Here is a 15,402-nt window from a genome sequence, read left to right as displayed (position 1 = left end):
CGAGCTTGCTCGGCTGGGGCCTTCCTTCAAAAAACAGCGGAGCAAGCTCCGCTCTACGTGTTCGTAGAGTCGAGCTTGCTCGGCTGGGGCCTTCCTTCAAAAANCAGCGGAGCAAGCTCCGCTCTACGTGTTCGTAGAGTCGAGCTTGCTCGGCTGGGGCCTTCCTTCAAAAAGCAGCGGAGCAAGCTCCGCTCTACGAGAGGGCACCGATTTCGTCCGTGGTCAGGGGACGCCATGCCCCCTTCGCCAGTGCGCCAAGCGCCAACGGCCCGATCGCTACCCGGATCAGCCGCAATACCTGGATGTCGAAGGCTTCCAGCAGGCGTCTTATCTGCCGGTTGCGGCCTTCATCCAGTTGGATTTCCAGCCACGCGTTCTTTTCCCCGGCACGCAGCAGCACCGCCGACTTCGCCCGCAGGATTTCATCGCCCGCGACGACACCATTCCGCAGGTTCTCCAGCAGTGCGTCGTCAGGAATGCGATTGATCTGGACGTGGTAGGTCTTGTCGGGCCCACGCGCGGGATCGGTGATGGCGGCGGCCCACTGGGGATCGTTGGAGAACAACAGCAGGCCTTCGCTGGCCTTGTCCAGCCGCCCGACCGGGGCGATCCAGGGTAGCCCGGCGCCATCGAAGCAACGGTAGACGGTATCGCGTCCCTGCTCGTCGCTGGCGGTGGTGAGCAGACCCCGCGGCTTGTTGAGCATCAGGTAGAAACGCTCGCCGGCACCGACGGCCACGCCATCGACGCTGAGGCGGTGTCTGTCCTGGAGGATCGGGAATTCGGGGTCCCGGACAACCCGACCGTCAACGGCGACCCGGCCGGCCTGGACCCAGCGGGCGGCTTCAGTGCGGGAACAGACCCCGAGCTTGGAAAGGACGCGTGCCAACCCATGGCGCGGCGGCACGGCGCGACCGCCGGCAACTGGCCCGTTCGATGCGTTGCGTGGACGCGCGCGGGCGCCATGGTCATGCCGGGCCATGGCCGCCGCTGCGCAGGTCGGGATTACTTCTTGGCTTCGGGCGCGGGTGCGGCCGGTGCCGCCGGCGCGGGGGTGGCGGCGCCGGCGCCCTTGGCCACGCGCACGCCGCGCGCCTTCATCCAGGCGTCGAATTCCTCGGCGGTCATCCGCTTGCCGTTCTGGTTCATGTCGAAGCGCCACGGCGTGTTGTCGTACTGGGTCTTCGGCTTGTAGCCCGAAGGATCGTTCGCATTGGCCGCCGCGGGCAGTGCGGGCATCGCCTTGGCCACGTTCTGGCAACCTTCGATGCGCAGACGCATCAGGACCCGATCCACCGACAGCGCCTCGTCCAACGCCTGCGTCAGCACGCCGCTGGGCGCACCCAGTTGGGATACCGTGGACGTGAACTCGGACGCCACCGGTTCCAGCACCGTGGCACGAACCGGCAACGGGGGCTGGACGAGGCTGCCATTGCAGTTCTGGGCGGCGTTCGCGGCGGGGATGGCGACAAGGCCGGCCAGGCCGGCAAGGAGAAGATGACGCATGCGGATACCCCGGCAATCGAACGAATCCGCAGTGTAAGAAGCGTCGTTCGCGATATCAAGAAAAGCCTCACCTGTTTCCGCCAAGTGGTTGACGCTTCTGTGCCTGTGCGCACGGATGAGGCGGCGGAAGAGCGTACTGGCGGGCCCTGTCGGCGATGCAAAAAACAAAGCCCGGCACGAGGCCGGGCTTTGCGTGTTGCGGGAAGCAACGTCCGATTAGTTCTGGACGTTCAGTTCCGTACGACGGTTGCGCGCACGGCCTTCCTTGGTGTCGTTGGTGTCGATCGGACGGCTCTCGCCGTAGCCGTTCGGGCCAATCAGACGCGAAGCGTCAACACCATTGCTGGTCAGGTACTCGTACACGGCCTTGGCGCGACGCTCCGACAGACCCTGGTTGTAGGCGTCGGTACCGACGGCGTCGGTGTGGCCGGCGACTTCGACCTTCAGGTCGGGGTAGCGCTTCAGGATTTCGACGGCTTCGCCCAGGATGGCGACCGCGTCAGGACGCAGCACCGACTTGTCGAAGTCGAAGTTCACGCCCTTCAGGTCGATCGAAACCGGGACCGGGCAGCCGTCCGGACCGATGGTCTGGCCAGCCTGCGAACCGGGGCACTTGTCGTCGCAGTTGTTGACGCCGTCGCCGTCGTCATCCAGATCCGCGCAGCTCGGAGCCGGCGCCGGAGCCGGCGGGGCCGGCGGAGCGGCTTCCGGACCCAGCGGGATGATGATGCCGACCGAAGCCAGCAGATCGGCGAAGTCGTCGCCGTCATCGATCGAACCGTCGTACGACGGGCCGATGGCCTGGTCGTCGAAGTCGATGCGGTAGGCGAGTTCGGTGCGGACGCCGACGCGGCCCAGCTTGGCCTGGATACCACCACCCAGCTTGGCGGCGAAGTTGTTGTCCTTGCGCTCACCCGGCGAGTTCGCGTTCGGGAACGCGTCGAACTCTTCTTCCGAGCGCTGCAGACCAAGGCCGGCCAGCAGGTACGGATGCCAGTTGCGGTCCGACAGCCAGAAGTGGCGGCGCAGGTCCAGCGAGATGCCGTACTGGCTCCAGTTCAGGTTGACGTCCTTTTCGAACTGGGTGTTCTGGTAGTTGATTTCACCATCCAGCGACCAGTTCGGGCTGATGAACTTGCCCAGACCGATGGCACCGAACGGGGCGTCGTCGGTGTTGCGGTCGTTGTCCTGGACGTTGATGCCGGCGGAACCGGTCAGGTACCAACGGTCGTCGAACTCCTGGGCGGAAGCAGCCTGCGCCAGGCTCAGACCGCTCAGCAGCGCGGCACAAAGCAGTTTCTTGTTCATTTGCAGCTCCTTGTCTAAATCAGCAGTTGTAGAAAAACCGACGTACTTAAAACTCGCGTTTTTTCCAGCTTTCTTATGGTTGTGCGGACGGCCGTCACGCTCGCCATCCTGAACAGATTATGCGGGAGGAAGTGAAGACAGCGTTAACGGTACCATAACAAGTCCACCCGGCCAAGGAAATTGTCTCGTCCGTGCCGGCAATTCATGCGGCCCGGCACAGCGCCATCAGGTCGTCCATGGCCAGCGCATCCAGGCGCTCCGGGGTCCTCGCCAACGCCATCAGGTGGTCGACCTGGTCCTCCGGCAGGCACCTCCTCAGTGCCGCCTCGCATTTGGCCATCAGCAGCGGCATGCCCTCCTGCCGCCGACGCCGGTGGCCGACAGGGTAATCGATCGCGATCCGCTCCGTCCGGCTTCCGTCGCTGAAAAACACCTGCACCGCGTTGCCGATGAAACGCTTGCCGGGATCCAGATAGTCGCGGGTGAAATCCGGATTCTCATTGACAATCATCAGCTTGCGCAGCCAGTCGATGCGCGGATCGGCGGCACGGACGTCGCCGTAGTCCCCTGCTTCCAGTTGCCCGAAGATCAATGGCACCGCCACCATGTATTGCAGGCAGTGGTCCCGATCGGCGTAGTTGGCCAGGGGGCCGGTCTTGTCGATGATGCGCTGGCCCGCCTGCTGGGTCTCGATGACTATGCGCTCCACCTGGTCCAGGCGGGGCGCCACCTGCGGATGCAGGCGCAGGGCGCATTCGACCGCGGTCTGCGCATGGAACTCGGCGGGATGGCTGATCTTGAAGAGGATGTTTTCCATCACGTAACTGCCGAAGGGTCGCTCGAAGCGAAACGGCTGGCCGCCGAAGGCCACGTCATAGAAGCCCCAGACCGGGGCGCTGAGGGCGCTGGGGTAGCCGGTTTCGCCCTTCACCGCATTCAAGGCGTGGATCACCGCACGGCGGCAGGCGTCGCCCGCCGCCCAGCTCTTGCGAGGGCCGGTGTTGGGCGCGTGGCGATAGGTGCGCAAGGCGCCGTTGTCGATCCAACTGTTGGAAATCGCATTGATGATCTGCCCGCGGGTTCCGCCGAGCATGTGGGTCGCCACCGCGGTGGAGGCCAGCCTGACCAGGATGACGTGATCCAGGCCGACCCGGTTGAAGGCATTGAGCAGCGCATAGCCGCCCTGGATCTCGTGGGCCTTGATGGCATGGCCCAGCAGGTCGCGTACCGTCATTGGCGCGCGGCCTTCGCGGCGCGCCTGCCGGCTCAGATAGTCTCCCAGCGCCAAGAGGGTGCCCAGGTTGTCGGACGGATGCCCCCACTCGGCGGCCAGCCAGGTGTCGTTGAAGTCCAGCCAGCGGATCTGGGTGCCGATGGCGAACGCCGCCTGGACGGGATCCAGTTCGTGGACCGTTCCCGGTATCCGGACGCCGCCGGCCATCTCCGCGCCCGGCACCACCGGTCCCAGGTGGCGGGCACACTCGGGAAACTCCGTCGCCAGCATCGCGCAGGCCAGCGAATCCAGCAGTACCCAGCGCGCGGTGTCGTAGGCCTCGGCCGAGTCGATGCGATGGTCGACGACGTAGTCGGCCACCTGGACCATCGGCGGATCGGGATCCGGGCGGCGCGCCGAACGGAGATCATCCTGGCTCATGGGGCCTCCTTGGACCGAGGGCAGCGCCATCTTGCCAGAACCCGATCCCGCGCCGGCTTCGCAGGGCGTTCCGGCGCCGCAACACATCGGTGTGCCGCCGTCTATTGGCGTGGACCCGGGGCGGGCCCATGCTGCACGGCATGGACACTCCCGCCGCGCTTCCCGCCGTCTTCCTTTCCCACGGTTCGCCGATGCTGGCGGTCGAGGACTCGCCCACCGGCCGGTTCCTGGATCGGCTCGGCGAACTGCTGCCGCGCCCGCGCGCCATCGTGGTCGCGTCGGCGCACTTCATGGCGGCGGTCCCGACCGTCACCGCCACCGGCGCGCCCCGCACCATCCACGACTTCGGTGGCTTTCCCGCGCCGTTGTACGAAATCCGCTATCCGGCGCAGGGCTCGCCGTCGCTGGCCGGCACGGTCTTCGAACTGCTGCGCGAGGCCGGCATCGACGCGCGCCAGGACGATCAGCACGGCATCGATCACGGCGTCTGGGTGCCGCTGCGGCGGATGTATCCGCAGGCGGACATACCGGTCGTGGCGCTGTCGGTGAATCCGGATGGCGATGCCGAGGAGCACTATCGGGTCGGCCGTGCGCTCGCGCCGTTGCGCGCCGATGGCGTGCTGGTGGTCGGCTCCGGCGGTTTCTCGCACAACCTGCGCGCGCTGGACTGGCGCAACCCCGGAGCCGCCGAGTTCCCGTGGGTCGCCGCGTTCACCGACGCGCTGCGCGCGAAACTGGAGGCGGGCGACACCGCCGGCGCGCTGGACTGGCGCGCGCTGCCCGAAGCATTGCGCAACCATCCGACCCAGGAACACCTGTATCCGCTTTACGTCGCCCTTGGCGCGGGTGGCGACGGTGCGCACGGCCGGCTGCTGCATCGCGACGTGGAGATGGCGGGCCTGGCGCTGGACGCCTTCGCCTTCGACACCTGGACCTGAGGCGGCGCCGACCGGCGCGCCCGAACCGGACGTTCAGCCGACCAGCGAGGGAAGTCCCTGCTCCCAGGGCGGGTTTTCGCCGAATCGTGCGGCCAGCAGGTCGATGAACGCGCGCACCCGCGGCGGCACCAGCCGCCGCTGCGGCATCACCGCGCTGATCGCGGTGGTGGCCGGCGGGTACATCGGCAACACGACTTCCAGCCGGCCGGCACGCAGGTCGTCGGCCACGTGCCACAGGGAATGCACGGCAATGCCCTCGCCCGCGACCGCCGCGTCGCGCAGCAGTTCGCCGAAGTTGCTTTCGTAGCGTCCGTTCACCCGCACCGCGACCTCCTTGCCCTGCGGATCCTGCAACCGCCACACATCCTGCCGCCCCTGGCTGCCGACCAGCAGCAGACATTCGTGCTGCGCCAGTTGTTCCGGATGCAACGGACGCCCGCGCCGCCGCAGGTAGTCGGGCGAGGCGCACAGCAGCCGTCGGTTGGGCGCGATGCGGCGTGCGACCAGCCCCGAGTCCTCGAGCGCGCCGATGCGAATCGCCAGATCGAAGCCCTCGCTGACCAGATCGACCACCTGATCGCTCAGGTGCACGGCCATCCGCAGTTTCGGATGCTCGGCGAGGAACGCGGGCAGCAGCGGCGAGACGTACTGCCGTCCGAAGGTCGCCGACAGGGTCACCCGCAGGGTGCCGGCCACCTCGGTGGCGGCTTCGCGCAGGCCGGCACCCAGCGACTCCAGATCCTCCACCAACGCCCGGCCCTGCTGGGCCAGCGCCGCGCCTTCCGGGGTGGGGTGCAGGCGACGGGTGGTCCGGTGCAGCAGGCGCACGCCGAGTTCGCGCTCCAGCCGCTTCAGCCGCTGGCTGGCGACCGCCACCGACAGGTCCAGGCTGTGCGCCGCCGCGGTGATGGACCCCAGGTCCAGCACGCGCAGGAACAGGGTCAGGTCGCCGACACGATCCATGATTATCAAATATTCATTGATAGTGATTCGGCATATTCGCGCTTTTTCGCAACCTGTGGAAGGTCCAGAGTGCGCACCTTCTCCACCCGGACCCTTCCCCGTGACCGCTGCCGCCCCCCGCTCCCGCATGCCGATCGCGCTGTACGCCCTGACCGCCGGGGCATTCGGCATCGGCACCACCGAATTCGTCATCATGGGCCTGCTGATGCAGGTCGCCACCGATCTGCATGTCTCCATCGCCGCCGCCGGGCTGCTGATCTCCGGCTACGCGCTGGGCGTGTTCGCCGGGGCGCCGCTGCTGACCGCGGCCACCAGCCGGATGCCGCGCAAGGCGGTGCTGGTGGCGCTGATGATCATCTTCACCCTCGGCAACCTGGCCTGCGCGATCGCGCCGGACTACACCTCGCTGATGATCGCGCGGGTGATCACTTCGCTGGCGCACGGGACGTTCTTCGGCGTCGGCGCGGTGGTCGCCACCGGGTTGGTGGCCGAGGACCGCAAGGCGTCGGCGATCTCGATCATGTTCACCGGCCTGACCGTGGCGACGCTGCTCGGCGTGCCCGCCGGCGCCTGGCTGGGTCTGCAGTTCGGCTGGCGCGCGACATTCTGGGCCGTGACCGCGATCGGCGTGATCGCCACCATCGTGATCGCCACGCTGGTGCCCTCCGATCGCGGCGACGCCGCGCCGATCGCCTTCCGCGAGGAATTGAAGTCGATCGCGCAGCCGCAGGTGCTGCTGGGCCTGCTGATGACGGTGCTGGGCTTCGGCGGCATGTTCACCGTGTACACCTATATCCAGCCGCTGCTCACCCAGATCACCGGCTTCGCCGACGCGGCGGTGTCGCCCATCCTGCTGGTGTTCGGCGTCGGCATGATTGTCGGCAACCTGCTGGGCGGCCGCTTCGCCGACCGCCGCCTGCAACCGGCGCTGCTCGGCACGCTGATCGCGCTGGCGCTGGTGATGGGGCTGATGAGTTTCGCGCTGCACAGCCGCTGGGCGATGGTGCTGTTCACCGGCCTGCTCGGCGCCGCCGCGTTCGCCACGGTCTCGCCGCTGCAGCTGTGGGTGCTGCAGAAGGCCGGCGCCGCGCAGAGCCTGGCCTCCAGCCTCAATATCGGCGCCTTCAATCTGGGCAATGCGATGGGCGCCTGGCTGGGCGGCCTGGTCATCGCCCACGGCGCCGGCCTGTCCGCGCTGACCTGGATTGGCGCGCTGGTGCCGCTGTCGGCCTTCGTGGTGGCGCTGTGGAGCATCGCGCTGGAGCGCCGCCAGCTTCGCGACGCCGCCACTCCGGCCGCACTGCGCGCCGGCGAATGCGCTTGACGTACTTCCTTCCCCCTTCTCCCTACTAGGACATTCCATGGAAACCCGTTTTCTCGGCCGTTCCGGCCTCAAAGTCTCCGCGCTCGGCTTCGGTGCCGGCACCTTCGGCGGCAAGGGTCCGCTGTTCAGCGCCTGGGGCAACACCGATGTCGCCGAAGCACGCCGGATGATCGATCTGTCCATCGAAGCCGGCATCAATTTCTTCGACACCGCCGATGTCTATTCCGACGGCGCGTCCGAATCCATCCTCGGCGAAGCGCTGCGCGGCCGCCGCGACCAGGTGATCCTGTCCAGCAAGACCGGGCTGCGGCTGGGCGACGGCGCCAACGACGCCGGCACCTCGCGGCTGCGCCTGCTCAAGGCGGTGGACGCTTCGCTGAAGCGGCTGGATACCGACTACCTGGATCTGCTGCAACTGCATGCCTTCGATGCGATGACGCCGATCGAGGAGACCCTCTCCACCCTCGATGACCTGGTCCGTGCTGGCAAGGTGCGTTATCTCGGCGTCTCCAACTTCTCCGGCTGGCAACTGATGAAATCGCTGGGCATCGCCGAGCGCCACGGCTGGAGCCGCTACGTCGCCAACCAGGCCTACTACTCGCTGATCGGCCGCGATTACGAATGGGAACTGATGCCTCTGGGCCTCGACCAGGGTGTCGGCGCGGTGGTCTGGAGTCCGCTGGGCTGGGGCCGGCTGACCGGCAAGATCCGCCGCGGCCAGCCGCTGCCGGAAACCAGCCGCCTGCACGACACCGCCGCGATCGGTCCGGCGGTGGATCCCGAACGCCTGTACCGCATCGTCGACGTCCTCGATGAAATCGCCGCCGAGACCGGCAAGGCGGTCCCGCAGATCGCCATCAATTGGCTGCTGCAGCGTCCCACCGTGTCGACCGTACTGATCGGCGCGCGCAACGAAGAGCAGCTGAAGCAGAACCTTGGCGCGGTCGGCTGGCAGCTCACGCCGGATCAGATCGCCCGCCTTGACGCCGTGAGCGCGACCGAAACGCCGTATCCGTACTATCCCTACTGGCGCGGGCAGTTCGCCGAGCGCAGCCCGCTTCCCGTCTGAATCACTCGCCCGAATCCTCGTCGCAACCGGAGTCCCCCATGAAAGCCGTCGGCCTTACCCGCTACCTGCCCATCGACGATCCGCAATCCCTGCAGGACATCGAACTGCCCAAGCCAGAACCCACCGGCCACGACATCCTGGTGCGGGTGGAAGCGATCTCGGTCAACCCGGTCGATACCAAGGTGCGCGCGCCCAAGCCGCAGCAGGAAGATCCGCCGCGCGTGCTCGGCTACGACGCCGCCGGCGTGGTCGAAGCGGTTGGCGACCAGGTGACCCTGTTCGCGCCCGGCGACGAGGTCTACTACGCCGGCGACATCACCCGTGCCGGCAGCAACGCGCAGTTCCAACTGGTCGACGAGCGCATCGTCGGCCGCAAGCCGGCGACGCTGGACTTCGCCGAGGCCGCGGCGCTGCCGCTGACCACCATCACCGCCTGGGAGCTGCTGTTCCACCGCATGCCCTATTCGATCGACAACGAATGCAACCGCCGCAGCCTGCTGGTCATCGCCGGCGCCGGTGGCGTAGGGTCAATGGCGATCCAACTGGCGCGCCGCGCCGGCTTCACCGTCATCGCCACCGCCTCGCGTCCGGAAACGATCGAATGGTGCCGTTCGCTGGGCGCGCAGCACGTCATCGATCATCGACAGGATCTGGCGCCGCAACTGGCGGCGATCGGGTTTTCACAGGTTGACGCGGTGCTGAACCTGGCCGACACCGACCGCTACTGGACCGCGATTGGCGAAATCATTGCTCCGCTCGGCCATGTCGGCTTGATCGTCGAACCCAGGGGCGAGCTGCGCATCGGCGATCCCTACAAGGCCAAGTCGGTCGGCATCCACTGGGAAATGATGTTCGCGCGCCCGCGCTTCCAGACACCCGATCTGATCGAACAGCACCGGCTGCTCAGCCGCGCCGCCAGCCTGATCGATGCGGGTGAACTGCGCAGCAACCATCGCGAGACATTGGGGCCGATCAACGCCGCCAACCTGCGCGAGGCGCATCGCCGGCTGGAGTCCGGCACCACCATCGGCAAGCTGGTGCTGGCGGGCTGGGAGTGACGGCATGAGCGCAGGCGCCTGGTGGCTGTTCTGCACGCTGTCACTGATCACCGCCTTCACGCCGGGACCGGCGGTGCTGCTGGCGGTTTCCAATGCCGCCACGCTGGGCGCGCGGCGGGCGCTGATCAGTTCGCTCGGCAATGCGACCGGCGTGTTCGTCGTCGCGGTCACCGCGTTGCTGGGGCTGGGAGCGCTGTTGCAGGCGTCCTCGACCGCGTTCACCGTGCTCAAGATCGCCGGTGCGATGTATCTGGTCTATCTGGGCATCCGCCAATGGCGCAGCCCGCCGCCGTTCGCGGCAGACGCTTCGCTGTCGCCGGCCAATGGCGATGCATGGCGGTTGTTCGGCCAGGGCGTGCTGGTGGCGGCGACCAATCCGAAAAGCATCCTGTTCTTCACCGCGCTGCTGCCGCAGTTCATGCAGCCGCAGGCTTCGCCCTGGCGGCAGGGCCTGCTGCTGACCGTCACCTTCGCCGCCTGCACGGTGCTGTCGCACCTGTGCTACGTCGCCGCCGCGCGCCACCTGCGCCGCTGGCTGGGCGGCGCCCGTGGGCGCTGGTGGCAGCGTCTCAGCGGCACGTTGTTCATCGGGCTAGGACTGGGCCTGCTGCGACTGCGCAGGCAGGCCACCTGACGCCGCGTGGACTCAGGCCGCGGCCGCGTCCTGCCCGCGATCGCGCTTGAGCACCGCCACCGGTTCGGCCCAACTGCTGCCGGCGCGCCGCTTGCTGGTCGCCAGCACCAGGTCCGAGGGTTCGAACACGTTGACGTTGTGGGTGATCGGCGTGGTCAGGATGTACTGGGCGTCGGTCGAGCGCAGGAAGCGGCCGACCTTTTCGATGTTGGCCACGTCCAGGTGCGCGAACGGTTCGTCGATGAAGACGAATCCGCCCGGTTGTTCCTCGTCGCGCAGCAGCGCCACCAGCAACAGCAGCGACTTCATCACCTGCTGGCCGCCGGACGCCTCGCCGTCGTCCAGGCCGATCCAGCCCTTGCGATCGAAATCGAAGCGCACGGTCAGGCCCGCCTGCGCCAGCGCGGTGTCCTCGTTGACCAGTTCCGGCATCTCCACGTCGACGCCGATGCCGGACAGCTCGCCCAGCGCGACCAGGTTCTTGCGGTAGCGGCGGACGGTGGCACGCAGCACGTTGATGTAGGCGCCCCGCGCTTCCTCGGTCAACTTGCGCGCGCGGTGCAGGTGCGCCTCGCGTTTGCCGATGGCGGCTTCCAGCCCGGCGTGGTCGGCGGCGAACTTGTCGCGCAGCGCGACGCAGCCGTCGTCCTCCACGTAGGCGCCGCGCGCCAGCCGCTCGTCGATGCGCTCGACTTCGCGACGCACCGCGTTGGCGCTTTCGTATTCGTCGCGTGCGGCCCGCAACGCGGCCACGCCGCGCCACTCCACCGGCATCTGCGCGCGGCGGCGGCGGAAGTCGACGATCCGCTGCACCAGCGCCATCCGCTCCTGCGCGATCTGGTGTTCGCGCTCGCGCAGTTCATTCTGCAGCGCCTTCAGTTCGCCCGCCCGGCTGGCGGCGGCGAGGCTCTCCGCCTTGTCCTCGGCGGCCAGGCGATCGAGCTCGGTGCGCACTTCCATCAATGCGGTGGCCGCCTGCTGCGCGGCCTCGGCCAGTTCCGGCAGGCGTTCGGCCGCATCGGCGAACTCGGCCGCGCGCGTCACCAGTTCGTTGCCCGCGCCCAGTCCGAGCAGGCGCGCCTGGCTGGCGTCGACCTGCTGGCCCAACCCGCTCAGTTCTTCCTCGCGCGCATGCGCGCGCTGCTGGAGGGCCGTCAGTTCCGCGCGCAGTTCGGCCAGTTGCGCCTGGCGGGCACCCGCACCGAAGTGATGCGCGTTGCCGCCGATATGACGACCGCCACGCTGTTCGCGCAGATAGCCCTTGGCGGTAATCCAGTCCTGGCCCTTGGGCAGGCGATGGCCGGCCTGCACGTCCTCCACCCGCTGGATCCGATCCAGCTGGCGCGGCAGCCACGCCGGCGGGTCGTCGAGGAAGCGCACCACTTCCAGCAGCGAACCGCGGGTCGGCTTGTCGGCCGGCGCGCGATCGGCGACCAGGAAGTGGCGGTACTGCATCTGCTCGCCCAGTTGCCACGCCGCGGCGGCGTCCTTCGGCGAATCCAGCACCAGCAGATGGCGGTAGGGCGCGAGCACCGCTTCCACCGCCGTCGCCCATTCCGGCTCTGCAATCTCGACCAGTTCGGTCAGCACCTTGTGGCCGATGCCCTTGGCGTCGAGCGCGGCACGGAAGTCGCGTTCGAACGGCTCGGTGACCCGACCGCCGCCGCTGAGCGCGGCGACCTGGGCGGTTATCTCGGCGGCGCGCTGGCGATCGCGCTGGCCTTCCAGTTTCAGCTCGGCCTGGCGCCGGCGGCCCTCCTCGACTTCCCGGCTCAGCGCCTTGACATCGGCGCCCTTGCGTCCACCCTGCAGGCGATCCAGATCGTCGCGTCGCTTGACCAGCATCTCCGCATCGCGCGCATGGTCGCGGGCATGGGTGAACACCGCTTCGGCCTCAGCCTGGCGCGCGCGCACCTCGGCCAGCGCCTGCTGCAAGGTGGTGCGCTGCGCCTGCGCGCCGGCTTCCTGCGCCAGCAACGCGGCGTGCGCATGCCCGCGTTCGCGCAGCGCGCGGCGCAGGCCGGTGAGGCGCGGCCGCGCGCCTTCGATGGTGGCACGCAGATCCGCCAGTTCCACCTTCGGCACGATCTCGGTATGCAGGCGGTTGCGCTGCGACCGCAGCGACAGGCCGTCTTCGAACGAGCGCACATCGGCGCGCGAGGACTCCAGCCGCAGATGGAGTTCCGCCAGGCCCTGCTGGAGCTGGCCGATTTCCTTCTCCACGTCGAATTGTTCGCTGCGCGCGCGCTGGTAGTCGTCCAGCACCGCCTTGTCCTCGAACACGTCGAACACCAGTTGCAGCAATTCGCGCGGCGAAAGCTGGCAGAGTTTGTCGGTGGCGCCCTGCTCCAGGGTCAGCACGCGGCAGATCGCGCGGCTCAGGCCCGCGCCGGCCAGGCGCACCCGGTAGTCGCGCACGCCCAGCCATTCGCCACCCTGCTCCAGCGTCTCGATCGGCACGTCGCCGGGCACGATCTGGTAGTCGCGGGACCAGTCGCCGCCGCGCTTGCGCACCCGACAGGCAATCGTGACCTGCTCGTCCATGTACGGGAAGAACGCGCGCTTGCCGCGCCGATCGGCGGGATTGCTGACCACCGCGCGCAGCCAGGCATAGGGCTTGCCGTTGTGGCGCAGGTAGGTCTTGTAGTCGCGCGCCATGTCGCGATCATCGATGGCCAGCAGCGTGCGCAGCGCATCCAGCAGGGTGGTCTTGCCGGAGCCGTTGGGGCCGACCACGGTGATGATAGAAGCATCCAGCGGCAGCGTGTAGCGCTGCCAGTAATCCCAGTGGACGACTTCCAGCTGACGGAACTCAAACATCGGCCTGCACCTCTTCGTCCAGCGCGCTCTCGTCGAGTGCGTCCTCGTCGGGCACGTCATCGCCCGACGCATTCCCGGACGCATCCACGCCCGCTTCCTCGCCGCGTTCGCGGGCGGCGGCCTGCGACTGCCGCGCTTCCTCGATGACCTGCGACAGCGCGCCGTCCATCACCCGGCTGGCGATGCGCTCGTAGTCGAACGCCAGGTCCAGCAGCGGGCCCTCGTGGATGCGCTCGCGACGGCGGACGATGAAACCCTGGCGCTGCAGCGCGCCCAGGTTCATCTGCAATCGCCCCTTGCCGCCCAGCTTGTCGCTGAAGTCGGCCAGCAGGGTGCGTTCGTTGATCGGCTCGATCACTTCCGCGCCCACCGGCACCGGCTTGAGTTCGGCGAACATCTGCTCCTGTTCCTGCGCGCGCTCGCCTTCCTGGCGCGCGATCTGGCGCTGGCGCTTGGGCAGCACCAGCAGCGCCCACAGGACCACCAGCAACGCCAGCGCGTCGCGGCCCAGCGACAGGTTGCTGGCCGCCCACGCCTCGGCGTTGCCGAATACCTCGTTCTCCTGCGCGCGTGCCACGCCCACCGCCACATGCGCGGCGTAGGGATGTTCGAGCAGGCGCAAGCCGGCGGCGGCGAGGCGGCGATCGAGGTCGTCGCGCAGTTCGGCGTCGACCAGGACCTGGCGCATGGCGCGGTCCTCGCGCGGCAGCCAGCGCTCGGCCAGCAGCCGCGCGATCAGGGATGCGATGGGGTCACTCATGCGGTCTGGGTCTTCCGTTTCTTCGGTTTGTCTTGCTTGTCTTGCTTGTCTTGTTTGTCTGGCTTGCGCGTGGCGACGGGCATGGCAGGTGTCGGCGCGGATTGCGGCAGCAACTGGCCGCGGCTCATATAGGCGACGCCGGCGCGCTGGACCTCTTCGAACACCGGTTCGACCCGCCACTGCATCGGCAACTGCGCCAGCGACGCGCCCACACCCTGCCGGTTCTCGGCACCGGCATCGCCGATCAACCCGAGCAGCGACAGCCGGTACGCGCTGAGCGCAAAGCTTTCCTGCGGCACCCAGTCGGCCAGCGGGGCCTCCTGGTCGAGGCCGGCGAGCTGATCCAGCCATTGTTCGGCATGGGCGTAGTCGTTCTGCGCGACCGGGGCCTGGGTATCGCTGGGCGCCTGCTGCGCCGGCGGCAGCGCGGTGCTTTCCTGGCCTTCGCGTTCGCGCTCGACCAGTTCGTACTCGGCCACGTCCAGGGCGATCGGCCCGAGCACGAAGGCCGGCATCGGCGTGCGCACCAGCACGTCGTCGGCCAGGGCGGCCAGCGCGTCGATGTCGCGGGCGCGCAGGAAACGGTTGACGTCGGAAGAGGACAGTCCGCTCGCGCCCAGGTGCACGCGGTGGCGATCCAGCTGGTTCAGCGCGCGCTGGAACACCGACGCCTGGCGCAGCAACGCGCTCTGCGCGCGGCCGATCTGCTGGGCCACCCGATGGGTCGCGGTATCCAGATCGCCGTCGGCGGCGATGTCGCGAATCAGTTCGGTGCCCTTCTCCACCCATTGCCAGACCGACTGCAACGTATCGGCGGCGCGCTGGATGCGGTGTTCCGAACCGCTCAGCACGGCCTGGTCGAAATCCTCGCGCAGTTCGTTGAGCCGCGACAGCAGGTGCTGCAGATCGTCGGCGCCGACCCGGCCCACCGCCTGGCCCGCGGCCAGCTGCGCGGTGACGTAGGCCAGTTCGTCGCCTTCGCGGTTGAACTGCAGCAGCATGCCGATCGCCGCCAGCGCCTGGCGCCCGACCGGACTGATACGGTAGCGCTGGCTGTGCGCTTCCCATAGCAGCAGGCCGTTCTCGCGCAGGCGTCCCAGCACGGTGTCGAACTTGACCGGATCCAGATACGCGAACTGGTCGCGCAGTTCCTGCGGACTCCAGTCCGGCGCCTGCCCGCGCTCGCCGATCGTGCGCAAGACCAGCAGGCGCACCATGACGTTCTCCTCGCCCCCGTGGAACAGGGTCGAGAAGGCCCGCAACTGATCGCGGGCGGCAAGCAGGGGATGGAGGTCCGGCAGATCCGCGGCGGCGATGCCGTCGCGCAGGTAGTCGTGCAGGGGAGGTGATGCGGCGTCCATGACGTCC

At 68.2% G+C, this 15,402-nt stretch carries 13 protein-coding genes; 5 read left to right on the top strand and 8 right to left on the bottom strand.

The genetic code is table 11. From position 1 onward, the window contains the following. Window positions 1–193: 193 nt before the first annotated feature. The 4 genes from ACTJI2_RS18525 to ACTJI2_RS18510 all read right to left on the bottom strand — a co-directional run bounded on the left by ACTJI2_RS18525 (window position 194) and on the right by ACTJI2_RS18510 (window position 4,468). The gene (locus ACTJI2_RS18525; RefSeq protein WP_440842968.1) at window positions 194–982 is read right to left on the bottom strand and encodes a pseudouridine synthase; all 789 of its coding nucleotides are present in this window, start codon (window positions 980–982) and stop codon (window positions 194–196) included. 23 nt (window positions 983–1,005) lie between these two features. Continuing rightward, on the bottom strand, window positions 1,006–1,506 hold the full coding sequence (locus ACTJI2_RS18520) for a hypothetical protein (protein ID WP_440842967.1): 501 nt from the start codon (window positions 1,504–1,506) through the stop codon (window positions 1,006–1,008). Window positions 1,507–1,722: 216 nt separating this feature from the next. Continuing rightward, complete coding sequence (locus tag ACTJI2_RS18515) at window positions 1,723–2,814, bottom strand: OmpA family protein (protein WP_440842966.1); 1,092 nt, start codon at window positions 2,812–2,814, stop codon at window positions 1,723–1,725. Between the two features lie 202 nt (window positions 2,815–3,016). Beyond that, window positions 3,017–4,468, bottom strand: a complete 1,452-nt coding sequence (locus ACTJI2_RS18510; protein WP_440842965.1) for a bifunctional 2-methylcitrate dehydratase/aconitate hydratase — start codon at window positions 4,466–4,468, stop codon at window positions 3,017–3,019. 128 nt (window positions 4,469–4,596) lie between these two features. Here ACTJI2_RS18510 and ACTJI2_RS18505 point away from each other — a divergent pair, with 128 nt between their 5' ends. Then, entirely contained in the window at window positions 4,597–5,406 is an 810-nt protein-coding gene (locus ACTJI2_RS18505) for a DODA-type extradiol aromatic ring-opening family dioxygenase (protein ID WP_318287603.1), read from the top strand. A 33-nt stretch (window positions 5,407–5,439) separates the two neighbouring features. On the opposite strand, the gene ACTJI2_RS18500 is transcribed toward ACTJI2_RS18505, so the two are convergent. Further along, on the bottom strand, window positions 5,440–6,369 hold the full coding sequence (locus ACTJI2_RS18500) for a LysR family transcriptional regulator (protein WP_203322124.1): 930 nt from the start codon (window positions 6,367–6,369) through the stop codon (window positions 5,440–5,442). Between the two features lie 127 nt (window positions 6,370–6,496). Between ACTJI2_RS18500 and ACTJI2_RS18495 the strand changes: the two genes are divergently transcribed. Genes ACTJI2_RS18495 through ACTJI2_RS18480 form a run of 4 tightly spaced genes read left to right on the top strand, consistent with a single transcriptional unit; the run spans window position 6,497 to window position 10,454 of the window. After that, on the top strand, window positions 6,497–7,693 hold the full coding sequence (locus tag ACTJI2_RS18495) for an MFS transporter (RefSeq protein WP_440842970.1): 1,197 nt from the start codon (window positions 6,497–6,499) through the stop codon (window positions 7,691–7,693). Between the two features lie 37 nt (window positions 7,694–7,730). Beyond that, window positions 7,731–8,762 carry an aldo/keto reductase gene (locus ACTJI2_RS18490; RefSeq protein ID WP_183638602.1) on the top strand — a complete coding sequence of 344 codons (1,032 nt, stop codon included), beginning with the start codon at window positions 7,731–7,733 and terminating at the stop codon, window positions 8,760–8,762. 38 nt (window positions 8,763–8,800) lie between these two features. Beyond that, on the top strand, window positions 8,801–9,820 hold the full coding sequence (locus ACTJI2_RS18485) for a zinc-binding alcohol dehydrogenase family protein (protein ID WP_183638605.1): 1,020 nt from the start codon (window positions 8,801–8,803) through the stop codon (window positions 9,818–9,820). A gap of 4 nt (window positions 9,821–9,824) precedes the next feature. Then, window positions 9,825–10,454 (top strand): LysE family translocator, encoded by a 630-nt coding sequence (locus tag ACTJI2_RS18480; protein ID WP_203322121.1) that lies wholly within the window; start codon window positions 9,825–9,827, stop codon window positions 10,452–10,454. Window positions 10,455–10,466: 12 nt separating this feature from the next. On the opposite strand, the gene ACTJI2_RS18475 is transcribed toward ACTJI2_RS18480, so the two are convergent. The 3 genes from ACTJI2_RS18475 to ACTJI2_RS18465 are packed head-to-tail and all read right to left on the bottom strand — an operon-like array spanning window position 10,467 to window position 15,395. After that, window positions 10,467–13,274 carry an AAA family ATPase gene (locus tag ACTJI2_RS18475; RefSeq protein ID WP_440842964.1) on the bottom strand — a complete coding sequence of 936 codons (2,808 nt, stop codon included), beginning with the start codon at window positions 13,272–13,274 and terminating at the stop codon, window positions 10,467–10,469. Next, window positions 13,267–14,034, bottom strand: a complete 768-nt coding sequence (locus ACTJI2_RS18470) for a hypothetical protein (RefSeq protein ID WP_318287608.1) — start codon at window positions 14,032–14,034, stop codon at window positions 13,267–13,269. Before ACTJI2_RS18470 ends, ACTJI2_RS18475 begins: the two co-directional genes overlap by 8 nt. Next, window positions 14,031–15,395 (bottom strand): hypothetical protein, encoded by a 1,365-nt coding sequence (locus ACTJI2_RS18465; RefSeq protein ID WP_440842963.1) that lies wholly within the window; start codon window positions 15,393–15,395, stop codon window positions 14,031–14,033. The genes ACTJI2_RS18470 and ACTJI2_RS18465 overlap by 4 nt, the downstream gene beginning before the upstream one ends. Window positions 15,396–15,402 lie beyond the last annotated feature (7 nt).

Origin of the sequence: Pseudoxanthomonas sp. 22568, assembly GCF_052044485.1 — a bacterium.
GTDB lineage: Bacteria > Pseudomonadota > Gammaproteobacteria > Xanthomonadales > Xanthomonadaceae > Pseudoxanthomonas_A > Pseudoxanthomonas_A beigongshangi.
Note: the sequence above shows the minus strand (reverse complement) of the source record. Positions and strands in the feature narration are given on the sequence as shown.